The organism is Pandoraea sp. SD6-2, from assembly GCF_000389825.1.
GTDB lineage: Bacteria > Pseudomonadota > Gammaproteobacteria > Burkholderiales > Burkholderiaceae > Pandoraea > Pandoraea communis.
Genome location: NZ_KB944425.1, coordinates 148,271 through 172,106 on the forward strand (window position 1 = coordinate 148,271; position 23,836 = coordinate 172,106).

Sequence of the window (23,836 nt, forward strand, 5' to 3'; positions counted from 1 at the left end):
TTTGGCCTCGCAGAAAAACGGAACCGCGACGTGTTCGTCAGAACGTGTAGTCGAGCGTTGCGGCGACCTGATAGTTGGTCTTGTTGAATACGATGGGACTCTTCGACGCGTTGCCCGTGTAGCGCATGACGCCGCCGGCTACCGTGGTGCTCCAGTGCTTCGTGAATTTGTGTGTCCAGTTCGCCGTGAGGCTCACGCCGTAAAGCCCGCCGCCCACCGCGTGCTGGCGATAGCCCGAATTGAGGCTCTGGTTCGCGCTCACGCCGAAATAGGTCTGCGCATACTTGCCGCTGGCAAAGTGCGCCGTGGCCCCGACACCGACCGAGTCCGTGGGCGACTTGAAAAGCACGCTGTCCACGGCAAAGCGGTAGACATTGCCGCGATCGCGATGGGTCAGCGGGACATCCGTCGCCACGCTCACGACGGCCAGATCGCCAATCGCATAACCGGCTTGCAGCGTGGTAAAGACCGAACCCTTGATGTCGCCCATGCCGCGCAGCTTGTCCGAGCCGGCGTCGCCCCCCTTGGCTCTGTCCTTGCGCCCGCCGTCATACGAGAGCGCCGCAGACACGAAGAAGCCCGCCGGCAGCGAGAGTCGATAGCCGATGCCGCCCAGCCCCACGAACACGCCGTAAGGCGTTTGCAGCGCAAGGTTGAGGGCCGGCGTGGCGCGATACTCGTCGCTGCCCATGTAGCGAGGGGAGTAGCCCACACCGCCGCCAATCGTGAATTCGTAGCCGCTTTCCGGTGCCTGCGTCGGCAGGCTCTGGTCAGGCTGAATGCCGCTGTATCGCGCGGGTTCGACCGAAAAGGCCTGCGACGCAACGCCCGCCAGCAGCAGCCCCACGGCGCTTGCCGCAAGACGGGGGAGATGGCGATTGCGGCGGGTGTGACTGGGATAGCGACCTTTCATGGCACTCCTACAAGTTCGATGCGTTTCTGGCGTTGGGAAATTGCGATCTGCGCACGGATCGCAAGGTGAGCGCATGGTAGGCGTGAAGCGACTCCCTGGCTGTTACCTGATTTAGGAGAGTTGTGAACAAATGTTTTCATTTGTTCGCAGGTTTGAAACGCCCGCCCGGCGGGGCTCCGGGGCAGTAGAATGCACATCACGGGAGTGCCGCCGAGCGTGTGCGGCACGGCACAACACGAAAGGAATACGGCCATGTACCGTGTCTTGCTTGTCGAAGACGATGCGCGGCTGGCCGCGCTTGTCACGGAATATCTGCATGCCTATCGCTTCGAAGTCATGGTCGTTGCCAATGGGGCGCGCGCTTTGGAGCGCTTTCGCGCGTTTTCACCGGATATCGTGGTGCTCGATCTGATGCTGCCCGGCATGGATGGCATGGAAATCTGCCGCCAGATGCGCGCGGTGAGTACCACACCGATCCTCATCCTCACGGCGCGTGAAGACACTTACGATCAGGTGGCCGGTCTGGAGGTCGGCGCCGACGATTACGTCGTGAAGCCGGTTGAGCCGCGGCTGTTGCTCGCCCGGTTGCGGGCGCTGTTACGGCGTGCCGTGCCGAGCGCCGAGGTGGAAGTCGCGAGCGACGACGGGCTGGCGTTCGGGCTGTTGCGCATCGTGCCGCGCGACCGCATGGTGTTCTGGCGCGGCGTACCCGTGGAATTGAAGTCCAACGAATTCAGCCTGCTGCTGATTCTGGCGCGCAGCGCCGGGCGTGTGGTCACGCGCGACGAGATCCTGCAACAGTTGCGCGGCATTGAATTCGACGGCATCGACCGCACGGTCGACGTAGGCATCTACCGGTTGCGCAAACGCTTCGAGGACACCGACGGTGAGCCGCAACGCATTAAAACCGTCTGGGGACGCGGCTATCTGTTCAGCCCGTCTGCCTGGGAGAGCTGAGCCATGTTTCGCGTACTTTTGAAGGTGTACCTGCTGGCCGGCATCTCGCTTGTGGTCGCGATTCTGCTGATCCAGAACACCTTCGTTTATCTGTTCTACGACCTCATGAACCGCTCCGCGCAAACGCAGTTGGGCTCGTACGTGTGGATCATCAACAAGTCTCTCTCGCAGATTCCCGAGTCGAAGTGGCCGGAGTTCATTGCCGAATTCGAGAGCAAGGGCAAAGACAAGATGGAGATCGTGCCGCTCAAGGGCTTCAAGCTCGCACGCGAGTACGTGCGGCCGCAACTCGAAGCCGGCCTGCCGGTCGTGAACGATACCCAGGGCGATCACATCGCGCTTCGATTGCGCGACTCCGACTGGGTGCTCTCCTACAAGAGCGGCACCGACCTGAATATGAAGCAGACCAACTATCTTGCCTACGCGTTGCTCGCGCTGCTCCTGCTGATGGCCGTGCTGACCTGGGTTCGATGGTATTGGAGCGATTTGCAGTCGCTCAATCGCGCCGCGATCCGCTTCGGGGAAGGTGACTTCAACTCGCGGGCGAAAGTGTCGCGCTTCTCGAATCTCGGCTCGCTCGTCCACGTCTTCAACACCATGGCCGAGCGTATCGATCGTTCCGTCAAGGCACAGAAAGACATGATCAACGCGGTGTCGCATGAATTGCGCACACCGATCGCACGCCTCGATTTCGGGCTGGAAATTCTTCAGCAGCGCCGCCATGACGGCGACGCCCGCGAGCGCATCAACGCGCTCAAAGGCGACATCCGCGAACTCGACGAACTGGTCACCGAACTGCTCTCTCTCGCGCGGCTGGACCAGATCACGGTGCCGCCCACGCGTCACGCCGTCTCGCTACGCCTGATGTTCGACAGTCTCGCGGCGAATTGCACCGAAGTGCTGGCGGCGCGTTCGATTGCGCTCGACATTGCCGCCGAACCCGGTGCGGATTGCGTCGAAGTCGAACCCAAGCTGCTCGCGCGCGCGGTACAGAACCTGCTCAACAATGCGATGCGTCATACATCGCGGCGCATCGTTTGCGGCGCGAAGACCTGCGAAGGCGGCGGCGTCATCATCTACGTCGACGACGACGGCGAGGGCGTGCCCGTAGCTGAGCGCGCCCGCATCTTCGAGCCCTTCCACAGGCTCGACAGCAGTCGCAACCGCGCGACGGGTGGCTTCGGTCTGGGGCTCGCCATCGTGCGACGCATCGCGCTGCTGCATGGCGGCCACGTTGGCGTCGACACGTCGCCGCTGGGCGGCGCGCGATTCACCATCACGCTCCCGGGCACCTCCACAGGCTGACATCGAGCCCCCTCCGGGCATACCTCGATCCCAAACCTTGCGGCCGGCGAACCATTCGCCGGCCGTTTTCATTGCAGCGTCCTTTCGGATAACGATGAATTGTCATGTTCACGACATGTTGACCGCCTACATTGGCGGCTCAATCTAATCCCAAAGAGGACCTTGTCATGAAACCCAACTTCCGCATTGCGGCGGCGGGGTGCTGTCTGGCGTTCGCCAGCAGCCTGCCCATGCCCGCGCTGGCCCAGTCTAACGTTCAGCTCTACGGGCTGATCGACTCGGGCGTCGAATTCCTCACCAACGCCGACAAGAACGCCGCCGGCAACACCGTCAACCTGACACGCATCACCTCGGGCAACCTCGCCGGTTCGCGCTGGGGCATCAAGGGCACCGAAGACCTCGGCGGTGGCAACAAGGCCCTGTTCCTGATCGAGAACGGCTTCAACCTCGGCAACGGCCAGTCGCTCCAGGGCGGCCGCGAGTTCGGTCGTCTGGCCTACGTCGGCCTGTCGAACAGCTCGCTCGGCACCGTCACGATCGGCCGTCAGGGCGGCGTGTTCCTCGACTGGGTGAGCAAATTCAACCCGCTCAACAACGCCGTGTACGCCATCAAGATGCAGGACACGGCGTTCTCCGACCGTCTGGACAATAGCCTTCGCTATACGGCCAAGCTCGGCGCGTTCGACGCCATGGTCCAGTACTCGAAGGGTTACGACGACGTGAGCTTCGGCAGCGCCACGCCGGGCGACAACCGCCGGGCGCAAGTCGTCGACGCCGGTGTGCGCTATGCCAACGGCCCGCTGTCGTTCGTGCTCGCTTACGATCAGAAGAACGGCGGCTCGACGCTGCCCAAAGCGGCCATGACCCCGAAGGTCGGCGGCTATGAAGGCAACATCGATCGCCGTATCGCCGCCGCCGTGCAGTACTCGCTGCAAAGCGTCGATCTGTACGTGGGTTATCGCTACCTGAACGCCAAGGCGATCCATCTCTCGGCCCTGAACAAGAGCCCGGTGGAAGCGTCGAGTTACTACTGGCTGGGTACGACGTGGCACGCCATGCCGGCGCTCGACCTGTCGGCCACGGCCATGTATCAGGACTTCTACGGAACGAACCGCGACCCGTTGTCGTTCCAGGTCAGCGCCGACTACAACTTCTCGAAGCGCACCGACGTCTACGTCAATCTCGGCTACGTCGTGAACCGCAACGGGTCCGACCTCGGTCTGAACGGTTTCGGCAACAACGTGGTCGCCGGCAAGAACCAGTTCGGTACGATGGCCGGTATCAAGCACACGTTCTGATGACGAGCGACACTCGCGCTTCGCAAGGCGTGTCCGTGTCGCTGCGCGCGCTGCACCAGACGTTTGGTGCAACGCGCGTACTCGAGGGCATCGACCTCGATGTCCCGGCCGGCACCACGACTGCCCTGCTCGGCCCCTCGGGCTGCGGCAAGAGCACCCTGCTCAAGCTGCTCGCCGGCCTGCTCGCCCCCACCGGGGGCGAAATCCGTTTCGACGATACGGTCGTCGCCAGCGACAGCATTTGCCACGCCCCCGAGCGGCGCTCGCTCGGCATGGTGTTTCAGGACTACGCGCTGTGGCCGCACATGAGCGTGGCCGCCAACGTGGCGTTCCCGCTCGAGATGCGCGGAGTTAAACGCGCCGAGCGCAGCGACCGTGTGGAAGAGGCGCTTTCGCTCGTCGGTCTGGCCGGGCTGGGCCCGCGCAGACCGCAGGCGCTCTCGGGCGGGCAGCAACAACGCGTTGCGCTCGCGCGCGCCATCGTCTCGGCCCCGCGCCTGTTGCTGTTCGACGAACCCCTATCCAACCTCGACCGCGATCTGCGCACACGTTTGTGCGCCGATATCGGGGCGCTGCTCTCGCGTCTTGGCACCACCGCCGTCTACGTCACACACGACCGCGACGAAGCCGAGGCGCTGGCGGACCAGATCGTGATCCTCGCCCACGGGCGCGTTGACAAACGTATTACGAGGTAGCCCATAATGTTTCACCGCAAAATTATCGCGACACTCACCATGGCCTTTGCTGCAAGCGTCGGCGTACAACACGCGCATGCGCTGACCGTCTATACCGCCGGCCCCGGCAACCTCAGCAAGAAGCTCGCTACAGGTTTCGAGAAGAAAACCGGCATCAAAGTCGATGTGTTTCAAGCCACTACCGGCAAGGTGATGGCGCGCATCGAGGCCGAACAGGCCAACCCGCGTGCCGATGTTCTCATCTCCGCCTCGTGGGACACCGCGCAGGATCTCGAGAAACGCGGCTGGCTCGCGCCCTACCAGAGCGCTAACGCCGCACGCGTGCCCGCTCCGTTCAAGACGCCGCACTACGTCGCCCAGGGCCTCTCGGCGCTTGGCATCGTCTGGAACGCCAAGTCGGGCACGCCCGAACCGCGTGACTGGCGCGATCTGACCAAGCCGGCCTACCGCAATCTCGTGACGATGCCGGACCCGGCGCTGTCGGGCGCATCGGCCGATCTGTTGCTGGGTCTGCAAGCGCGTCTGGGCGGCGAAGCCTGGAAGCTCTTCGAGGATCTCAAGCACAACGGCATGGTCGTCTCCGGCCCGAACGCGCAGGCGCTCAACCCGGTGCTGCAAGGTGCGAAGGCTGCCGTGTTCGGCGCGGTCGATTACGTTGCCTACGCGGCGGCGGCGAACGGCGAAGCGGTGAAGGTCATCTTTCCGACGAGCGGCACGGTCATCGCACCGCGTCCGATGATGATCCTGAACACGTCGAAGCAGCAGAGCGAAGCGCGTCAGTTCATCGACTATGTGCTCTCGGAAGAAGGTCAGCAGATGGTTGCCGAGGCGTGGCTGATTCCCGCGCGCGAGGACATCGCGATCAAGCGCGCCTCGTTCAAGGATCTGCGCCTGCTGCCGCAGGGTGACGCGCAATCGTCGAGCGCTTCGCGCGCCGATGTCCTGGCACGTTTCGCCAAACTCAACGGCCAGCACTGACGGTGAAATCGTTCCGACTACTCCCCGCAGCGACGGTTGCAGCCCTCGCCGTCGTGGTGGCGTTGCCGGTTGCGTTCGTGCTGTTGCAGGCGGTCTTTCCGCACCTCGCGCAAGGCTCGTTCGCCAAGCCCTTCTCCGCCGTCTGGCCCACGCTGTCGCATGACAACACTTTGCCGTTGCTGACCAACACCTTGCGGTTGGGACTCTCGGTGGCGTTGGGCACGGCACTGGTCGGCGGCGCGCTGGGGGCGGTGCGCGGCCTGTTTCATGTACCGGGCGCCCGGCTCTGGGATCTGTGCTTCCTGCTGCCGTTTCTCGTGCCGCCGTATCTCGCGGCACTCGGCTGGATGCTGTTGCTGCAAACGGGGGGGTATGCCCAGCAGCTTACCGGGCTGGATGCCGGACAGTTCCTGTTCTCGCTGCCGGGCCTCGTCTTCGTGATGACGCTCAACATCTTCCCGGTCGTGTACTTCGCCGTCTCGCGCGCACTGGCCACGACGGGGTCGCGTCTGGCCGACGTCGCGCGGGTGCACGGCGCATCGGCATGGCGGGCGTTCGCCCGTGTGACGTTGCCGCTCGCGCTGCCCGCGTTCGCGGCCAGTCTGCTGTTGGCCTTCACGATGGCCATCGAGGAATTCGGTGCGCCCGCCGCATTGGGAGCGCGTGCAGGCTTCTCTGTGCTGGTAACGTCCATCGAGGGGCGCTTCGCCGACTGGCCCATCGATCTGCCGGGCGCGTCGATCCTGTCGGTCGTGCTGGCAGTCATCGCGCTGTTCGCCTTCGTGTTGCAGCACCGGCTCGCGGCGGGCAAGGACTTCGAGACGCAAACGGGCAAGCCGATCGCCTCGCCGCCGCGTGCGTTGGGGCGTGGGCGGGTGCCGGTGCTGTTCGGGTTCGGTCTGGTTGCGCTGCTCGCCACGGTCGCGCCACTGTTCTCGATTCTGGCCACGGCGTTCTCGGGCACGCTCTCGGGCGGCTTGTCGCTCGCCAACCTGACGACCGCGCACTTCGCGGCGCTGCTGGGTCAGGGCGCAGAGGGCGTCGAAGCGCTGGCGACGAGTCTGTCGCTGGCGCTGGGCACGTCGCTCGTGACCGGGGTATTGGGGTTCCTGTGTGCGTGGTGCGTCGTGAAGTCGACGATGCGCGCCCGTGTGCTGATCGACGGGCTCTCGCTGCTGCCGCATGCACTGCCGGGCATCGTTGTCGGCGTGGGGTTGATCCTTGCCTGGAACCTGCCGTTCTGGCCGGTGACGCCTTACAACACATGGGGCATTCTGCTGCTGTCGTATAGCTGCCTGCTGCTGCCTTACCCGGTGCGTTACACCAGCGCCGCCTTGCGTCAGACGGCCGCCTCGCTCGAAGCGGCCGCCCGCGTGCACGGCGCACCGGCCGGTGTGGCGCTGCGGCGCATCACGTTGCCACTGGTCATGCCTGCGCTCGGCGCGTCGCTGATGATCGTGTTCGCTATCGCGTCGCGCGAGTTGGTGACATCGTTGCTGCTGGCCCCCAGCGGGGTTCAGACGGTCTCGATCTTCGTATGGCGTCAGTTCGAGCAAGGCTCCATCGGGCAGGGGATGGCGATGGGTGTCGTGTCGATGACGGTAAGCGGCACGTTGCTCGCGCTCGCATCGAAGCTCAACGCAAAACCAGCGAACGGCTGAAGCCATCGGGTCGCGCCCGGCGTAGAGGCCGGGTGCGACCCTCACGCCACGCTCGCCACACAGTGCGTGCGACTCAGAACGGCATGCGCACCAACTCTTCCACCGCCCCTACTACCTTGTCGCGCGTTCGCATCAGCATGGAAAACGACAGGTCGGCCTGAGTGCTCGCCAGCATCGCGCCGGTCAGATCGTCGCTATGGCCCAGATCGACCGCCTTCATCCGGTCGCCCGCGTCGCGTTGGGCGGCGTCCACCCCCCGCAGCATCGCACCGAAATCGGGCTTGCCCGAGGCCCCCGCCAGTGCAGGCGCCGCCTCGCGCACGCCAGCGGCCATATCCAGTTCGCGTTGTGCCGCTTGCATGCGACGCATTTCAGTCATCAGCGACTGTTCCATCGAGACGGGCATTCGAATCTCCGTAAGGCGTTTAAACGTGTGCCCCCGCGCGATGCGCAGCGGCACTGACTAGACTCCGCACTCTACGCACACCCGACGCCACCGTGATTGGGCAATCCCCTAAAGCGCGCGCGGTTGAGTCTTTCCCCATCAACAAGGACGAGCGACGCCTTTAGGATGCGAACTCCCCTGCGCGCTGAAGCGCTGCGAACCGTCTATCAACCAAATGAACACTATGCACGCGCCTACGCCGCCCGGCGCGATCCGGGCACTCGATCCGTGCCGGCTCGGACAGCCGACGCAGCTCCTCGATCCTCTGACCGAGCGGCTGCGCTCACGCCTCGATGTTCAATTACCGCAGCACGTCCGTCATCGCCATGCTATGGCGTGGCGCGTCGCCGCCATGTCGGTGAGTGCCAGCGCCCCGGCTACCGCCGACGTCATCGTGCAACGCTTTCGCGTCGACGGGCATTGTATCGACGTGACGCTCGACGCCGGCCTGTTGCACGACGCGTTCCGGTTGCGCTACGACGCGGATGAATTCGTCGGCCCCCCGGCCTTGCATGCCGCGCTGCCGGCGGCAACGTACGAGCGCTTTGTCACACGCTTTGCGAGGCAAATGCTCGATGCGCTGCGCCAGGCTGTCTCGTCCGAGATGGCACCGGTGCCGTCGGATGTCGAGACGATGGACCTCGATCCCCAATCGACACCCCCGTCCCTATGGATCGGTGCGCGCATTGCGGATCGCGCCGGCGACACGCCACTGGGCACCGTCACATTCCGGCTCGCGGCCGAAGACGCCCGCCGGTGGCTCACGATGCTGGGCCCCGATGCAAGCGAACGCGCAGCACAACACACCCGGCCGGCATGCGACATCGCCACGATTCCGGTGCGTCTGAGCGCACATTGGCTTGACATCGACCTGTCGCTCGGCGCGTTGCTCGACGCACAGCCGGGCGACGTGTTGCCCGTGCGCTTCGTGCAGCGCGCCCTCGTTTGCGTGGACAACGACCCGCTGATGAGCGCCGACATCATCGAGCGCGATGCGCATCTGTGTCTCACGCACTTCCAAACTCTTGAGTAAGGTTCCCATGTCTACCCAATTCCCTCACGATCCCTCCGGTCTGGTCTCCGGCGCCGCCGATGCGAGCGACCTGCGCCCGGACGCGCACATCGACGATCTGCCTTCCCTGGACGATCTCTCTCAAGACCTTTCGGGCGACTGGCTCGGCGACGCAGGTGCGCCATCAACGTCGACGCCGCCCCTGTCGCAAGCCGGCGGTCCGGCACAGGCGCCGCTCGCCATGCGCGAGACACTGCGCCGCGTGCCTGTGAAACTCACACTTGAGGTCGGGGCGACCCGCCTCACGCTGGGTGAGCTGGCGGCCCTGCGCGCCGACGACGTTCTGAGCCTTGATCGCGCAGCGGGTGCGCCGCTTGCGGTGCTGGTCAATGGCGTACCGGTGGGACTCGCGGAAGTCGTCGCCTCGGGCGCGCAGTACGGGCTGAAGATCCTCACGCTCGACGCAATCGAGCTGGACCGGCTAGCCCGATGAACGCCGCCCTACAGGTCGTGCGTCAGCGGGTGCTGCGCCCGCTCAGGGCGCGCGGCTTCCCGCTGGGCGCCTCGGAGACCTTCATTCTCGCGATTCTGGCGATCGGGTTCGCCCTGTTCGCCACCGGTGCCCGCGCCGACGAGACGGGCGACCTGATGCGCCTGCGCTCGCAGGGCGGCACCACCGACTTCACCGTCAAGACGCAGTTGCTCATTCTCATGACGCTGCTGGGCCTGCTGCCCATGATGCTGATGGTGATGACCACGTTCGTGCGTTTCGCCATCATTCTTGCGCTGCTGCGTCAGGCGCTGGGGCTTCAGCAGGGGCTCCCCGCGCGTGTGCTGACCGGCATGGCGCTACTGCTCAGCCTGCTTGTCATGCGCCCGGTCGGCGAGGCGATCTGGACTCAAGCCGTGGTGCCTTACGACGAAAACCAGATCACGCTGACCGAAGCGATCCGTGCCGGCGAGGCACCGCTCTCACGCTTCATGCTCGCGCAAACCCGTCAGTCGTCGCTCGACCTGATGGCCCGTCTGACCGGTGAGACCGGCATTGCCGATCCGCAGGCCCACAGCTTTCTGGTCAAGGCATCGGCCTTCCTGTTAAGCGAACTCAAAACAGCGTTTCAAGTCGGCGCCATGCTCTTCGTGCCGTTTCTCGTCATCGATCTGGTGGTGGCCTCGGTGCTCATGGCAATGGGCATGATGATGCTTTCGCCGCTGGTCGTCTCTCTGCCGCTCAAGCTCTTGCTGTTCGTGCTCATCGACGGCTGGACGCTCACCGTCAGCACGCTCGTCACCAGCGTGCAGGCAGTTTGAGGAGAACGCCATGCTCACCAGCGATATTGCCATCGACATCGGACTCGACGCCCTGCGGCTCGTGATCGTCATCGTGCTCGTGTTGATCGTCCCGAGCCTCGTCATGGGACTGGTGGTGGCGTTATTTCAGGCGGCCACGCAGATCAACGAACAGACACTGTCGTTCCTGCCTCGCCTGATCGTCACGCTGCTCACGCTCGGGTTTGCCGCGCCGTGGCTCGCCGGCACGCTCACCGATTTCGCCGCCGAAACCTTCGCCCGCGCGGCCTCACTGGCCGGTTAGCGCTGCGCGCCCCGACGCCCGCAGCCGGACGAACGATCATGCCGTTTCCCCTGCCCTTTACCGCGTTCCCCGGCCTCGAAGGCTGGCTCGCCCAGTGGCCCGCACAGCTCGTGATGCTGTGGTGGCCGTTCTGCCGCTTCGTTGCGGCACTGAGCATGCTGCCGCTCGTTGGCGAAGGCGTGGTGCCGATGCGCTGGCGTGTGCTCATGTCGCTGGTGCTCAGCCTGGCGCTGTGGCCGGTGTTCGCCCAGACCGGTGTGCCGCCGACCGATCCGTTCTCGCTCGCGGGCATTGCGCTCGCCGCCGAACAAGCGATCATCGGCGCGTGCCTCGGTCTGGCGTTCTTCATCGTGCGCAGTCTGCTCACGCTCGTGGGGTATCTCTGCGCGTCGCAGATGGGATTAGCCATGGCGGCCATGAACGATCCGATGAACGGCGAGGCCAGCGAACCGGTGTCGCTGCTGATGGTCTGCCTCGGCACGTTGCTCTTCTTCATCGCCGATGCCCACCTGATCGCGGTATCCGTCGTCGCTCGCAGCTTCGAGGTGTGGCCCATCGGCGCCGGCCTGCCGCTCGCCGATCTGAGCGGACTGTTGCGCGCCCTCGGCTGGACGCTGGCTGCTGCGATGACGCTGGCGTTGCCCGTCGTGCTGACGACCTTCATCGTGCAATTCGGTCTCGGGTTGCTCAATCGCGCCGCGCCGGCCCTGAATCTGTTTTCGCTGGGTTTCGCCGTCACGACGCTCGTCGGGCTGGTCGTGCTCTCTGCGATCGTGCCGGCCCTGCCCGCCCATTACCTGACGTTGACCGAGCGCGTACTCGACTCGCTCGGCCCCGTCGCACGACCGGGGTGAGCGCATGACGACCCAAGACACCGGCGACAAGTCCGAAGCCGCCTCCTTCCAGAAGCTGCGCCGCGCGCGTGAGCAAGGGCAGGTAGCGCGCTCGCGCGATACCGCCACTGCGGTGGGCATCATGGCCAGTGTGGCCGTGCTCGCGGTCGCCGCGCCTGCGCAGCTCGACGATTTCCACTCGCTCTACGCTGCGGCGTTCGCCGACCTCGCGGGCATCGGCTTCGACGACGCCTGGACGGCCCTGCTGCCCGCCGCGATGTGGCTGCTCGTCAAACTCGTCGCGCCGCTGGCCGCCATTCCGCTATGCATCAGCGTGGCCGCCATGCTGCCCGGCGGCTACGTCTTCAGCACCACGCTGCTCAAACCAAAATGGCAGCGTCTCTCGCCCAAGGCGAACCTCGGCCGGTTGGTCTCGATGAAACACTACGCGCAGGTCGGCACCGCCGTCTTCAAGGTCGCATTGGTCGTGACGGTGCTGGTCCTTGTCGTAAGCGCACGCTGGAACGACTTGCTTGTGTTGCAGGCGAGCGCACCGGGTGAGGCGATCACCGTGGGCTTATGGCTGTTGCGCGATGCCGTGCTCGTGCTGGGCGGCGCCTTCGTCGCCTTCGCGCTGCTCGATCTGCCCTTGCAGCGTTTCCTGTTCATGCGCGATCAACGCATGACCAAGCAGGAAGTGAAGAACGAGCACAAGCAGACCGAGGGACGCCCCGAAGTGAAGCAGCGCATTCGCCAGATCCAGCGCCGCATGGCCGAGCGCAGCTTGCGGCGCACGGTGCCCACGGCCGACGTGGTGATCGTGAACCCGACGCACTACGCCATTGCTCTGAAGTACGACACCGGCCGGGCACAAGCGCCCTATGTGGTGGCGCGCGGCCTCGACGAAATGGCCGCCGTACTGCGACAGATTGCCCGCGAACACAAGATCGACGTCGTGAGCGCTCCGCCGCTCGCGCGAGCGCTGTACCACACCAGTCAGGTCAACCAGCAAATTCCCGCCGCCCTTTACGACGCGGTCGCCGTGATTCTGGCCTATGTCCTGCAATTGCGCGCCTGGCGTGCAGGCGAGCGCACTACCCAACCCGACCGTCCGGACACGCCCGCCGTGCCCGCGACGCTCTCCGATCCACCCGTCACGCGACCGAATCCCTGAACTTATGAGCCGACTACTGACCGACCTTCGGCGTCACAAATTTCTGACGCCGCTTATCGTCTTCGCCATCCTCGCGATGGTGATCCTGCCGTTGCCGCCGCTGCTGCTCGACACGCTTTTCACGTTCAACATCGTGCTCTCGATGGTTGTGATTCTCGTGAGTCTGTCGGTGCGGCGTCCGCTCGATTTCTCCGTCTTCCCGACGGTCATTCTCGCCACGACGCTCATGCGTCTGACGCTGAACGTGGCCTCTACGCGCGTGGTGCTGCTCAAGGGCAACGAAGGCACGCACGCGGCGGGTAGCGTCATCGAATCGTTCGGCAATGTGGTCATCGGCGGTAACTTCGTCGTGGGTCTCGTGGTGTTCGTGATCCTGATGATCATCAACTTCGTGGTGGTCACCAAGGGGGCGGAGCGCATCTCGGAAGTCTCGGCGCGCTTCACGCTCGACGCACTGCCCGGCAAGCAGATGGCCATCGATGCCGACCTGAACGCGGGTCTCATCAATCAGGAAGCCGCGCAGACGCGCCGCCGCGAGGTGGGCTCGGAAGCCGACTTCTATGGCGCGATGGATGGCGCATCGAAGTTCGTTCGCGGCGATGCCATTGCCAGCATCCTGATCCTGCTCATCAACCTGATCGGCGGTGCTGCCATCGGCGTGACGATGCACGACATGAGCGCCGGCGACGCCTTCCGTCAGTATTCCCTGCTGACCATCGGCGACGGGCTGGTCGCACAGATTCCGGCGCTGCTGCTGTCGTCGGCTGCGGCCATCATCGTGACCCGCGTGTCCGACGCGGGCGACTTCGAGAAGCAGGTGGGCAACCAGTTGCTCGCGTCGCCCTCGGTGCTCGCGAGCGTGGCGGTGTTGATGTTCATCCTCGCGGTGATCCCGGGTATGCCAACGGTGCCGTTTCTGGCTTTTGCCGGCGTCACGGGGTTCGTGGCATGGCGCGTGAGCCAGCGGCGTGCGCCCGACGCCGCCGACGACACCGAAGCTCTGGAAGCCGCACTGACGGCGCATGAACCTCCGGCGCTCACCTGGCAGCAACTGCCGTTCGTCTCACCGGTAACGGTCAGCCTCGGCTACCAGATCGTGGGGCTTGTGGACAAACGCGAAGGCGCCCCGCTCGTGCAACGGCTCTATGGCATGCGGCAAACGCTTTCGCAGGCGATGGGCTTCGTGGTGCCTGCGGTCAGGCTCGACACCGGCCTCGGACTCGGCGCCAGCGAATATGCCATCGACGTTGGCGGCGTACGCGTTGCAAGCGCGTCGGTACCGCACGATCGTCTCATGGCGATTGCCGCGCCCGATTGCTACGGCGAACTCGACGGCATGCCGGCCATCGATCCGTCATTCGGCATGCCCGTGGTGTGGATCGAGCCCGAGCAACGCGCGCATGCGCTAGGGCTGGGCTACCAGATCGTCGATCCTGCGGGGGTGATCGCCACGCACGTTCAGGAGGCGATGAAGGCGCATCTGGCCGATTTGTTCACCTATCAGGATGTGACGTCGCTCGGCGAACGGCTGCGGGAACTGTCGCCATCGCTGGCCGATGCGCTGGACAAGGCGCTGACGCATCAGCAGCAGTTGGCGGTTATCCGTCTGCTGCTCGCGGAGGCCGTGTCGTTGCAGGATATCGACGTGTTGGCGACGGCGCTGGTCAACGCCTCCGCGGTGAGCAAGGAGCCGCTGATGCTGGCTGCCGAGGCGCGCAGCGCGCTCAAGCGGCGGCTGGTGCACGGGCTGATCGGCGACGAGCCGACGCTTCACGTCTACCAGCTCACGACGGATCTGGAGAACTTGCTGCTGGGCGCCTATACGGCCGCGCAGCAAGCGGGCAAGTCAACCGCCGATGCCTTCCCGCTCGACCCGCAATTGCTTGAGCAATTGCAGTCGCACATGCCGCAGGCCCGCGAGAACATGACGCAAACAGGCCGCGCGCCGGTGCTGCTTGTCATGCCGCAACTGCGTCCATTGCTCTCGCGTTATGCACGGATGTTCGCGAGCGGCCTGCATGTGCTCTCGTATAACGAAGTGCCGCAGACCAAAGAGATCGAAGTGGCGGGAACGTTGGGGTAAGGAAAGGGTTTATCAACGCGTAGGTGGGTTCGCAGTGACAAAGCGCCAACGGCATGAGGTCGTTGGCGTTTTTTCCATGCTGCATAAGAAAAAAGAGCCAATGGCACGAAGCCGTTAGCTCTTTTGTCAGACTTGCCGGCCGGAAGACATCACCCGGCCGGTGCGGCGCAATTAACGCAGCAGCATCTGGATCATGCCCGGCATTTCGCCGGCCTTTTGCAGCATTTGCAGATTCACGTTCATCTGCGTTTGCAGCTTGGTCAGTTCCGACACCGATTCCGCGAAATCCACTTCGTTCAGACGCGAGTTCGCTTCACGCGTATTTTGCAGCAGCGTCGATTGGACTTCTTCACGACCGTCCAGATCCATCATGGCAGCGCCGATGCTGGCTTGCACGGTGGCGAGTTGACCGATGGCCGCTTCGAGGTTGGTCAAAACGCTGCCTGCGCTCGCAGAATCAGCGAGTTGATCCTGCGCCGTCAGCTTCGATTGGAACAGCTTATCGATTTCCGCGACGAGCTGGGCCTTTTCACTCACGCTAGCCGAACCGGGACCAGACGCATTCAGTGCTGTTTGCAGGCTACCCAGGGCAGTGTTCAGAAGCGCGTTGAAATCCGTAGCATTAGTGGCAGAATCAAGTGCCAACAATGTTGTCAGCGACGCCTCCACAGTGGCATCCACAGTGGCAGGCGCTGTTGTGCCCGTCTTGGCCAGAATTTGGGCCATCGCAGGATTCGATTTGAGTTCCGAAAGCAGCGAGACAGCGCCGTCGGCCGCGGAGGTGTAGCCGAGCACCGTGGCCGCGGCGGTACCGTTGGAGAATTGGGCCGTTGCTACGGTCCCGAAATTGCCGGTCGCACTGCCAATGCTGTTGAAAAGCGTCCCGAGGTCCGCGCTGAGGTTCAGCGTCTTCGTTTCGGCGGCGCCAGCGCCGACTTGCAGATCGATCGCGCCCGCTGCCAGAATACCCGTTGCCTGCTGACCAAACTCCATCTTCAACAGGTTCTTACCGGCGAACGTGGTGTTCTCGAAGATGGCTTGCAGCGCTTGTGCATTGTTCGTGTATTGCTGTTGCAGCGCGGCCTTTTCAGCGTCGCCCTTCAGGCCGTCTTTCGCTTGCGTGGCCAGATCCTTCATGGTCACGAGCAGTTCGTTGGCCTTGTCCAGCGCGCCTTGCGCAACGCGGGTGCTCGACTGAGCGTACTTCATGTTGCTGATCGCCGACTTCGTGCCGCTGGCGTGCATGTTCAGCATGGCGGAGATACGAGCGGCGGCCGGATCGTTCTTGTACAGGTCGTTCTTCTTGCCGGTCGAGAGATCGCGCATGATGGCGTTCAGCTTGCCGCCGGTGCTGCGTTGCGAGTTCAGCGACGACATTTGCGCCACGTTGGTATGCAGAGTCAACATTGCTAGGGCTCCTTGTTCTGGTGAGCTATTCGGCAGACCGGATTGCCTGCCTCACCGTGTTAAGGCGTCCCTCCGCGAATTTTGTTAACCCTTTCCCCCGGAGATTTTTCCCATCTGCACCCGCCACTCGACAGGGCGTTGGCCAAATCCGCGACGCTTACCTAGATCGCGCCAAGCAACGCCCGCACGTTTGCACGCGTCACGGGGATACCCTTCGGCATCGCGAGCGTCAGCGCAACGAACGGCGGCTGTTTGCCCAGTCGTGACGTCCACGCCTTTGCCGATGCCAATGCAATGTCAAATGCTTCGTCGTCGATAGCGGCGCGGTCATTCACCAACGCCGCACTGCCGACAGCCTGCGTCGAAGCTCGCGCCGTGTTCTGCGCCAACACATGAGATGCCCGAATGGCCCGCACCATCGATGCGAGTGCGCGGCGCGTCTGTGCAACGGCATCCGCGCCATCGAGACGCCATGTCTGCGGCGCGATGGCATCAGGTGCCTCCCGAAGCGTTGCACGTTGCGCATGGCCGCTAGCGCCCTTGCTCGTTTGCGCAATGGCCATGCGCGACACCAGCGACGGCCACGCCGTACCCGGCGTGCTCATCACCCATCCGCGCTCGGGCGGGGGCGGTTCCAGTGTGATGCCGTAGGCCGCCAATGCTCGCGTCGCGCGGCGACGCAACCCGGCTTGCGACACCGCGTTCGCCACGTCGATCTCGACACCCGCTTTGTGGGGGCCGGCGGGGAAGAGCGTAATCTGCTCGGCCTTCGACGCGCGCCACTGCGCGGGGGCGACACCATCGACCGTGAACCGTCTCGGCGCGTTTCCCCGTTCGTCGAAATGCAAGCGGTCATCGACCGTGCCCAGGCTACCGCGCTCGCGGTTCTGCCAATGCGCGCCGAGGGCGTCGAGCGCCCGGCGGGCCTGTGCCTGCGATACGGGGTCGCCGTCTTGCCAGCGCGAAAGCGACGTCATTGCCACACTCGCCGAGGCATGAAGCGTCGACAACCATTGCGCACCGGCACTCGCACGGCTGGCCGTCGCATGCCGAGCAATCAGTTCGGTCACTTGCGCGACGCGCTGCTTGTCGAACCACTCAGCGCCCCGCGACGCGGGCCATGCCGGCGCGCCAACGCGCGCGCCCCCGGTCACGCCCGGCGCGGCATTCGTCGAACCGACGCCGGCGGGCGCACGGGCCGAAGCGCCGGCTTCCTGAGCGTCGCCCCTGCGGGGATTCAGACGCGACGGCATCAGTGCGTCGTCGAGCGCGGCACTCCCGGGAATCTCACGGACGATGTCAACCATGGACAAAATCCTCTTGGGTCAGACGGTGCAAGTCCACGACGAGCCTCTTAGATCGCATCGAAGAACGACAACTTACCCACTTCAGCGTGCGCGGTGCGCGCGGCCGAAATGGCACGGTACATGGCCAACAACGCCGGCAACGCCTCGTTGGCACTCTTGCCCTCGATGGCGACACGGGCCTTCACCAACACCTCGCCCTGCAACACATGATCCTTGCGCACGGCTTCAAGACGCTTCACGCTGTGGTCATTCACAAACTCGGCGGCCGAGACCTGGCTGGCCTGATTGCCAACCGGCTCGGCGAGACCGCGCAGCACAGCACTCGACACGGTGCCCTGACCCGCGTTACCCGCATTCGTCAACGACGCGGCTGCCGCCCCGAGACGATTGAGCAGATCCGGCATTCCTTGCCACACCTGCGACGCGTGGGTATGGTGCAACCCGTCGCCGATTTCGACGGCCGCCGGGGCTTGCGCGGCTGCGCTCAGCGCAAAGTTCACTGCCGCAGCGCCCGGCCCGGCAGTGTCGCTGATGGGTGCACCGCTGCTGGCAAAAAGATAGCTGCCGTCCGCGCGGCGGGTGTTGATCGCGCCAACCAGTCCGCTCATCAGTTCTCGAATCTTGTCTGCGGACGCCTGCGCCTCGCCGGCCTGCAACGCATCGGCCTTCAGCGACACTTCGTTCCTGAAGGCGCTGAGCCGGTCGCGAGCATTCTTCAGGCTCACGCTCGCTTGCTTGAGATCGGCCTCAAGGCTGGCAATGACCTTCGTGCGATGCGCGATGGTCTGCTGTTGACGGTCGATGCGGGCGATACGCTCGAAATCGACGGGGTCGTCCGACGCCCGCAGTACGCGCTTTTCTTCGCGGGCATGGTCGGTCATGCGCGCCAGCCGTTCTTTCATGTCGCGCAGCACGTGCTCGCGCTCGAAACGGCTGAAGTGGTGATTGATCTGCATTGTGTTTTCCTTTCCCGGGCGTTACCCGGATCAGCGCACCATCGCCAACGTGGCGTCGAACAGTTCGTTGGCAACCGAGGCCACCCGGGCGTTCGCGCGGTAGAGCTTCATGTAGGACATGAGTGCGCCGCCCGACTCGGTCTCGTCGACACCCGCCTGCTTTTGAAACTGGGTTCGCGCGGACACCAGCACCGCACCGGCAGACGTTCCGCTGGCTTCGATTTCGCTGGCCCGGCGGCCGGTGTCGGCGGCCAGCGCACTCATGGCTTCGACGAGCGTCCCGCTCACACGGCCCGGGAGCGATACCGGCGCGTTGATCGCACCTTTCAGGCGCTGCAACGTCTTGCCGTTGCCGTGGAGGCTATCGGCGTTGAGGTCGAGACCTTGCGCCGTCGCGAGCGTGCGTTCCAGTCGCGGCGCGCCATTCGGGCTCGTCGTCATCGACAGTAGCGGTGTACCGCTGAAGGATGAGGACTGGTCGTCGGCATGCGCCCGATTCAGTTGCTCGACGAGCGTGCGCGCAACTTCCGTCACGTCGGCAATGCGTTGATCCAGCTCGCGTGTGAGAAACCTGTCGTGCCCGCCCAGGCGGCCGCCCAGCCCTTCGGCCGGCACATTCACCCGCGACGCGCCGGCCACAAGCGCGTACCCGCCAGCCGGCAGGGCTTCGAGTTGCGCCGCGCGATTGCCCAGCACGAGCGGGTGCCCGCTGCGCGTGAGTATGTGATACGCCCCACTGCCGTCCTCGCGGACATCCACATCGATAAACGTCGCCAGTTCGCCCAGTGCCTGATCGCGTTGATCCTCGATGGCGAGACGGCCAGCCTCGTCCGGCGCCAGCCGATGCAGACGGTTCAGGTCGGCAAGCGTGGCCGTCAGCCGATTCACCTTTTCCGCATCCCCGGTGCGCACCATGTTGACGTTCTCGCGCATGCGTTCCAACGCAGAGAACATCAGGTTCGTGCGTTCGGCAACACGCCCCAACGCCGCGAAGACTTCATCCGCATGAACGTCGCCACCGACCGTCTGCGCCTCGTGGTCGAGCGCCTTGACGAAGTCACGCAGACCCAGCGGGTCGCTCGCCACGTCGGTCCCGCCCAGTTGCGTGAGCAACGCGTCGGCGTGCGGCTTTTGTACCTCCAGCTCGCTGGCGCCGGCCACAGCGCGCCACAACTGACGCCGCTGCTCCAGCCCGGCCACGCGCGCGACTTCCTGCGCCTGCACCGTGCCATCGGCGCGCGACGTCACGCGCACATTACGGCGCGTGTACGCCGAATTTCCCATCTGCGAAATGTTCAGCGACTCGTTATCGAGCAGCAACTGCGCAGTTTTCACGCCTTGCGTGGCGATGTTCAGCATGTTCATGGTTAAGTGCCTGTCGTGTCCGTGTTGGCGCGGCGTGGGTGCGGGGCGGGTGCGGCGCGCGCTCAGCGGCGCGTCATTTGCCGGATGATCGTGTCGGCAATGCCGAAGGCGCGACGCGATGCCAGCGCCTGCGCGACCTGCGTGTCGGCCCAGTCGTGCAGGCCGTCGGTCGAACGGTCGCGCGTGCCCAGCCCGCCGGCGTCGTCGCGACCGTCGCGCAACGCCTGAGTGGCCCGTCGCATTTCGCCAAGCAGCCGCGCGATGAAGATCGCTTCGAACTGTTCGGCGGCCGCCTCGAGATTCGCGCTCGGCGCAGCCGATGCCGCGCCCGCATTCTGCATAGGCGACCCGGCGGCGGAATTTATCAAATGGTTGTGCGTTATCGGCGTCATCAGATCTCTCAAATCACATGCAGCTCGCCGTTAAGCGCGCCAGCTTCGTCCAAAGCTTGCAGGATCGCAATCACGTCGTCGGGGGTCGCCCCCGAGCGGCGCAGACTGTCGACGATGGTTTGCAGATCGACGCCATCCGGCCAGACCTGAATGTCCATGCCGTCTTCCTGCACGTCGATGCGCGAGCGTTGCGCCTCGGCCGTACGGCCACGCGAGAACGGTGCGGGTTGGGAAATGATGGGCGACTCGGTCACCGTCACGCGCAACGCGCCGTGCGACACGGCCACCGGACGCACGGTCACTCCTTGCGAGATCACCACCGTACCCGAACGGGCATTGATGACCGCACGCGGCACCCGGCTCACCCCCGGCACGGGCAGCGAGTGAACCTCCGCCAGAAAACGCACGCGCGCATCGGCATCTTCGGGCGCGCTCACCTCAACCGTGCTGCCGTTCACGGCCTGCGCCACGCGCTCGCCAAAGCGGTTGCTGATAGCGTCGGCGATGTTGGCCGCCAACTGAAAGTCGGGCCGCTTCAGGCTCAGACGCATGGCGCCGCCCTCGCCCACCGGCACGGGAATCTCTTGCTCGATCGTCGCCCCATTGGGCACGCGTCCGGCGGTGGGGGTGTTTTTCTGAACGCGAGACCCGCTGCGCCCCTCGGCCTGCATGGCGCTCACGACGAGGTTGCCTTGTGCGAGCGCATAGGTCTGTCCGTCGACCGCGCGAAGCTGGGTCAGCAGCAGCGTGCCGCCGCGCAGGCTGCGCGCGTCGCCCATCGACGACACGGTCACGTCGATGGTCTGTCCGCGCAGGAAGCCGGACGGATACGTTGCGCTGACCATGACCGCCGCGACGTTGCGCGAGCGCAGTCGCACGTTATCGGGCATGCTCACGCCAAATTGCTTGAGCAGGTTGGCGAGCGACTGACTGGAGTGGCGCGAGCGCGGACCGTCGCCGCTCCCTGGGAGCCCCACGACCAGACCGTAGCCGACAAGCTGGTTGTCGCGCACGCCTTCCACGTTCACGTAGTTGCGCACGGTTTGTGCATGACCTGCCGGTGCCGCGACCAACGCCGCGATCACAGCGATAGCGGCGATCGTCGTCGACAACGGCAATGCGTTGAGCCAGCGGGGCACACGCGAAAGCGCGCCAGATATTCCGAACATACGAATCTCCCCCTCAGAGCGGCGCGAACTGGCTGTTGAAGAAGCGCGTGAGCCAGCCGGGATTGTTGCTGTCGGCAAGCGCGCCCGTACCGAAATACTGAATGCGGGCATTTGCCACACGCAGCGACGACACACGGTTGGTCGTATCGATATCGCCCGCACGTACGTACCCGGCGACGCGCACGGTTTCTTCGCCCTGATTCAGGAACAGGCGCTTCTCACCGCGCACGTGCAACAGCCCGCTGGGCAATACGCGATGTACGACGACCGTGATCGCGCCACGCAACGTGTTCTGCGCCGTGCTCGAGCTATCGCCGCGAAAGCCGCGTCGCGCGCCGAGCGCAGAGTCGCCTAACGTCGACTTGCCCATCAACGTGATCTCGTCGATCGACATGTCGCTGCGCTTGTCCAGCCGCGTGCCTGCACGCTTGCTCGCCTGTGTCTGCTCCTGCAGCACGATGGTCAGCACATCGCCCGAGCGAAACGCGCGCTGGTCCGATGTCAGCGACAGCGCGTTCCCGGTGGAAAAGAGGCCGCCCGCCTGCCCCTGCGACGACATCTCGGCCACGCTGGGCAGGTCGTCGCTCTCTTCGAGTTGCGGTGGCAGATAGCCCGCGCAGCCCGTGAGCACGGCGGCAAGCGCTACCACGACCACCGCGCGCACGCCGCGATAAGCCATCCGGGCATCGCGCGGCAGGTGGCGGGTCGTGTCCGTCATCATCGTCCCCGTCCGTTACCGCGCGACCTGCGCGAGGCTCTGCATCATGTTGTCGGCCGCCGACAGCACCTTGGTGCTCATTTCGTATGCGCGCTGGGCCTGAATCATGTTCACCATTTCCTCGACGGCAACCACGTTCGAGCCTTCGAGCGCCTTCTGCCGCAGCAGCCCCAGGTTCTCTTCACCCGGGTTGCCTTCGATGGCCGGGCCGCTGGCGGCCGTCTCTGCGAACAGGTTGCTGCCCATCGGGCGCAGGCCCGACGGGTTCACGAAACCGGCCAATTGCAGGCGGCCGAGCGAGGTCGGCTCGGTGTCGCCGGTTTCGAGGGCGCTGATATCGCCGTCAGCACTGATCGTCAGATCGCGCGCACCGGGCGGCACGACGATGTCGCCCACCAACGGGTGGCCTGCCTGCGTCACCAGACGTCCATCCACGTCCAGACGAAGATTGCCGGCGCGCGTGTAGGCGGTCTCGCCGTCGGGCATTTCAACTTGCAGGAAGCCGCGCCCGGTGATGGCGACATCCAGTTCGTTCTGGGTGTCCTGTTCGGTGCCGTTGACGAACTGCTTCTGCGTGCCGGCAAGCCGCACGCCGGTACCGAAGTACATGCCGCCGGGCAGCGTGGCGTCGCCCTGCGTGCGTGCGCCCGCAGGACGCACGGCGCGATAGAACGTGTCTTCGAACGCGAGCCGGTCGCGCTTGAAGCCCGTGGTATTCACATTGGCCAGATTGTTGGCGATGGACTGCAACTGCGCGTCTTGCGCGCGAACCGCCGTGCGGGCGATGAGGAGTGCGGGATTCATGACATCTCGATGGGAATGGGGTGAATGGGCGCGGTTTATCCGCGCATGAGGCGATTGCCGCCTTCTGCCATGTCGTCGGCGATCTTGAGCACGCGCATCTGCATTTCGAAGTCGCGGCTCGCGTTCATGCTCTGCACCATCGCGCCCACGGCCGAGACGTTGCTCGCTTCGAGATGGGCGCCGCGCAACACGACGTCATCGCCGGGCAACGTGCCTGCATCGCTCACGAGCAGGCCGCCCCCGGTGCTGCGCATGTCGCCCGGCATGGCGAGCACACGTTGCAGCGTGCCTACCGGCACCAGTTCGGTCGAGCCTTCGAGCAGCACGGCCACCGTGCCGTCTGCGCCGATGTCGAGGGCTCGATGCGGCGGCACGACGATGGGACCGCCCTCGCCCATGACCGGGCGGCCATGCAACCGCAATGTGCCCTCGCCATCGAGCTTGAGCGAGCCCCCACGCGAGTAGACGGCATCCGCACCGTCTTCGGGACGCGCCGCGAGCACCAGATAGCCATCGCCATCGATGGCGACGTCGAGCGCGCGTCCGGTCGATTCGAGAACGCCGGGCGTGGTATCGAGACCGGCCGGCGCCTGCACCGCATAGTGGCGCGAAGCCAGGCCGGCGCCGGGCACGGCATTGGCCTGCGCCACGGCCAATGACGCACGAAAGCCGGTGGTCGTGGTGTTGGCGAGATTGTGGGCCACCATATGCTGGGTATCCTGCGCACGCTGCGCGCCGGACATGGCGGTATAGATCAGGGCGTCCATCGC

The 23,836-nt window shown here is 64.9% G+C and carries 24 protein-coding genes; 13 read left to right on the forward strand and 11 right to left on the reverse strand.

Going from position 1 to position 23,836, the window contains the following annotated elements; all coding sequences use genetic code 11:
* Window positions 1-37: 37 nt before the first annotated feature.
* Complete coding sequence (locus C266_RS04250) at window positions 38-913, reverse strand: MipA/OmpV family protein (protein WP_010804464.1); 876 nt, start codon at window positions 911-913, stop codon at window positions 38-40.
* 252 nt (window positions 914-1,165) lie between these two features.
* On the opposite strand from C266_RS04250, the gene C266_RS04255 reads away from it, so the two are divergent.
* The 6 genes from C266_RS04255 (at window position 1,166) to C266_RS04280 (ending at window position 7,807) form a co-directional block, all read left to right on the forward strand.
* Window positions 1,166-1,870 carry a response regulator transcription factor gene (locus tag C266_RS04255; RefSeq protein ID WP_010804465.1) on the forward strand — a complete coding sequence of 235 codons (705 nt, stop codon included), beginning with the start codon at window positions 1,166-1,168 and terminating at the stop codon, window positions 1,868-1,870.
* 3 nt (window positions 1,871-1,873) lie between these two features.
* A complete protein-coding gene (locus C266_RS04260; protein WP_010804466.1) occupies window positions 1,874-3,175 on the forward strand; it encodes an ATP-binding protein in 1,302 nt (433 codons plus the stop codon).
* 167 nt (window positions 3,176-3,342) lie between these two features.
* Window positions 3,343-4,473 carry a porin gene (locus C266_RS04265; protein WP_010804467.1) on the forward strand — a complete coding sequence of 377 codons (1,131 nt, stop codon included), beginning with the start codon at window positions 3,343-3,345 and terminating at the stop codon, window positions 4,471-4,473.
* Window positions 4,473-5,168 carry an ABC transporter ATP-binding protein gene (locus tag C266_RS04270; protein WP_010804468.1) on the forward strand — a complete coding sequence of 232 codons (696 nt, stop codon included), beginning with the start codon at window positions 4,473-4,475 and terminating at the stop codon, window positions 5,166-5,168. Before C266_RS04265 ends, C266_RS04270 begins: the two co-directional genes overlap by 1 nt.
* 39 nt (window positions 5,169-5,207) lie before the next feature.
* Window positions 5,208-6,146: an ABC transporter substrate-binding protein gene (locus C266_RS04275; protein WP_246189970.1), complete on the forward strand. Its 939-nt coding sequence runs from the start codon at window positions 5,208-5,210 to the stop codon at window positions 6,144-6,146.
* 2 nt (window positions 6,147-6,148) lie between these two features.
* Window positions 6,149-7,807 (forward strand): iron ABC transporter permease, encoded by a 1,659-nt coding sequence (locus C266_RS04280; RefSeq protein WP_036661414.1) that lies wholly within the window; start codon window positions 6,149-6,151, stop codon window positions 7,805-7,807.
* Between the two features lie 73 nt (window positions 7,808-7,880).
* Here C266_RS04280 and C266_RS04285 read toward each other — a convergent pair whose 3' ends face one another.
* Complete coding sequence (locus C266_RS04285; RefSeq protein ID WP_010804471.1) at window positions 7,881-8,213, reverse strand: flagellar hook-basal body complex protein FliE; 333 nt, start codon at window positions 8,211-8,213, stop codon at window positions 7,881-7,883.
* A 214-nt stretch (window positions 8,214-8,427) separates the two neighbouring features.
* Between C266_RS04285 and C266_RS04290 the strand changes: the two genes are divergently transcribed.
* From C266_RS04290 to C266_RS04320, 7 genes are read left to right on the forward strand one after another with little or no spacing between them, the layout of a single operon-like run.
* Window positions 8,428-9,285, forward strand: coding sequence for a hypothetical protein (locus C266_RS04290; RefSeq protein WP_144265701.1), 858 nt, complete (start codon window positions 8,428-8,430; stop codon window positions 9,283-9,285).
* A gap of 7 nt (window positions 9,286-9,292) precedes the next feature.
* Entirely contained in the window at window positions 9,293-9,757 is a 465-nt protein-coding gene (locus C266_RS04295; RefSeq protein ID WP_010804473.1) for a FliM/FliN family flagellar motor switch protein, read from the forward strand.
* Between the two features lie 29 nt (window positions 9,758-9,786).
* Window positions 9,787-10,575, forward strand: a complete 789-nt coding sequence (locus C266_RS04300) for an EscR/YscR/HrcR family type III secretion system export apparatus protein (protein WP_036661504.1) — start codon at window positions 9,787-9,789, stop codon at window positions 10,573-10,575.
* Between the two features lie 10 nt (window positions 10,576-10,585).
* Window positions 10,586-10,858, forward strand: a complete 273-nt coding sequence (locus tag C266_RS04305; RefSeq protein WP_010804475.1) for a flagellar biosynthetic protein FliQ — start codon at window positions 10,586-10,588, stop codon at window positions 10,856-10,858.
* Between the two features lie 38 nt (window positions 10,859-10,896).
* Window positions 10,897-11,712 carry a flagellar biosynthetic protein FliR gene (locus C266_RS04310; protein WP_010804476.1) on the forward strand — a complete coding sequence of 272 codons (816 nt, stop codon included), beginning with the start codon at window positions 10,897-10,899 and terminating at the stop codon, window positions 11,710-11,712.
* 4 nt (window positions 11,713-11,716) lie between these two features.
* Entirely contained in the window at window positions 11,717-12,865 is a 1,149-nt protein-coding gene (gene flhB / locus C266_RS04315) for a flagellar type III secretion system protein FlhB (protein ID WP_010804477.1), read from the forward strand.
* A 4-nt stretch (window positions 12,866-12,869) separates the two neighbouring features.
* Window positions 12,870-14,948, forward strand: a complete 2,079-nt coding sequence (locus C266_RS04320) for a flagellar biosynthesis protein FlhA (protein WP_010804478.1) — start codon at window positions 12,870-12,872, stop codon at window positions 14,946-14,948.
* 171 nt (window positions 14,949-15,119) lie between these two features.
* Here the strand turns inward: C266_RS04320 and C266_RS04325 are convergent, their stop codons facing one another.
* From C266_RS04325 to C266_RS04365, 9 genes are all read right to left on the reverse strand, one after another.
* Window positions 15,120-16,355, reverse strand: coding sequence for a flagellin (locus C266_RS04325; RefSeq protein ID WP_010804479.1), 1,236 nt, complete (start codon window positions 16,353-16,355; stop codon window positions 15,120-15,122).
* Window positions 16,356-16,516: 161 nt separating this feature from the next.
* Complete coding sequence (locus tag C266_RS04330) at window positions 16,517-17,662, reverse strand: hypothetical protein (protein ID WP_010804480.1); 1,146 nt, start codon at window positions 17,660-17,662, stop codon at window positions 16,517-16,519.
* A 47-nt stretch (window positions 17,663-17,709) separates the two neighbouring features.
* Window positions 17,710-18,618, reverse strand: a complete 909-nt coding sequence (locus C266_RS04335) for a flagellar hook-associated protein 3 (protein ID WP_010804481.1) — start codon at window positions 18,616-18,618, stop codon at window positions 17,710-17,712.
* 30 nt (window positions 18,619-18,648) lie between these two features.
* Complete coding sequence (locus C266_RS04340) at window positions 18,649-19,983, reverse strand: flagellar hook protein FlgK (protein WP_010804482.1); 1,335 nt, start codon at window positions 19,981-19,983, stop codon at window positions 18,649-18,651.
* A 62-nt stretch (window positions 19,984-20,045) separates the two neighbouring features.
* On the reverse strand, window positions 20,046-20,324 hold the full coding sequence (locus C266_RS04345) for a rod-binding protein (RefSeq protein WP_010804483.1): 279 nt from the start codon (window positions 20,322-20,324) through the stop codon (window positions 20,046-20,048).
* A gap of 59 nt (window positions 20,325-20,383) precedes the next feature.
* Window positions 20,384-21,544 carry a flagellar basal body P-ring protein FlgI gene (locus C266_RS04350; RefSeq protein ID WP_010804484.1) on the reverse strand — a complete coding sequence of 387 codons (1,161 nt, stop codon included), beginning with the start codon at window positions 21,542-21,544 and terminating at the stop codon, window positions 20,384-20,386.
* A gap of 13 nt (window positions 21,545-21,557) precedes the next feature.
* A complete protein-coding gene (gene flgH, locus C266_RS04355) occupies window positions 21,558-22,265 on the reverse strand; it encodes a flagellar basal body L-ring protein FlgH (RefSeq protein WP_010804485.1) in 708 nt (235 codons plus the stop codon).
* Window positions 22,266-22,277: 12 nt separating this feature from the next.
* Window positions 22,278-23,066 carry a flagellar basal-body rod protein FlgG gene (gene flgG / locus C266_RS04360; RefSeq protein ID WP_010804486.1) on the reverse strand — a complete coding sequence of 263 codons (789 nt, stop codon included), beginning with the start codon at window positions 23,064-23,066 and terminating at the stop codon, window positions 22,278-22,280.
* Between the two features lie 35 nt (window positions 23,067-23,101).
* Complete coding sequence (locus tag C266_RS04365; protein ID WP_010804487.1) at window positions 23,102-23,833, reverse strand: flagellar basal body rod protein FlgF; 732 nt, start codon at window positions 23,831-23,833, stop codon at window positions 23,102-23,104.
* Between the last annotated feature and the right edge of the window lie 3 nt (window positions 23,834-23,836).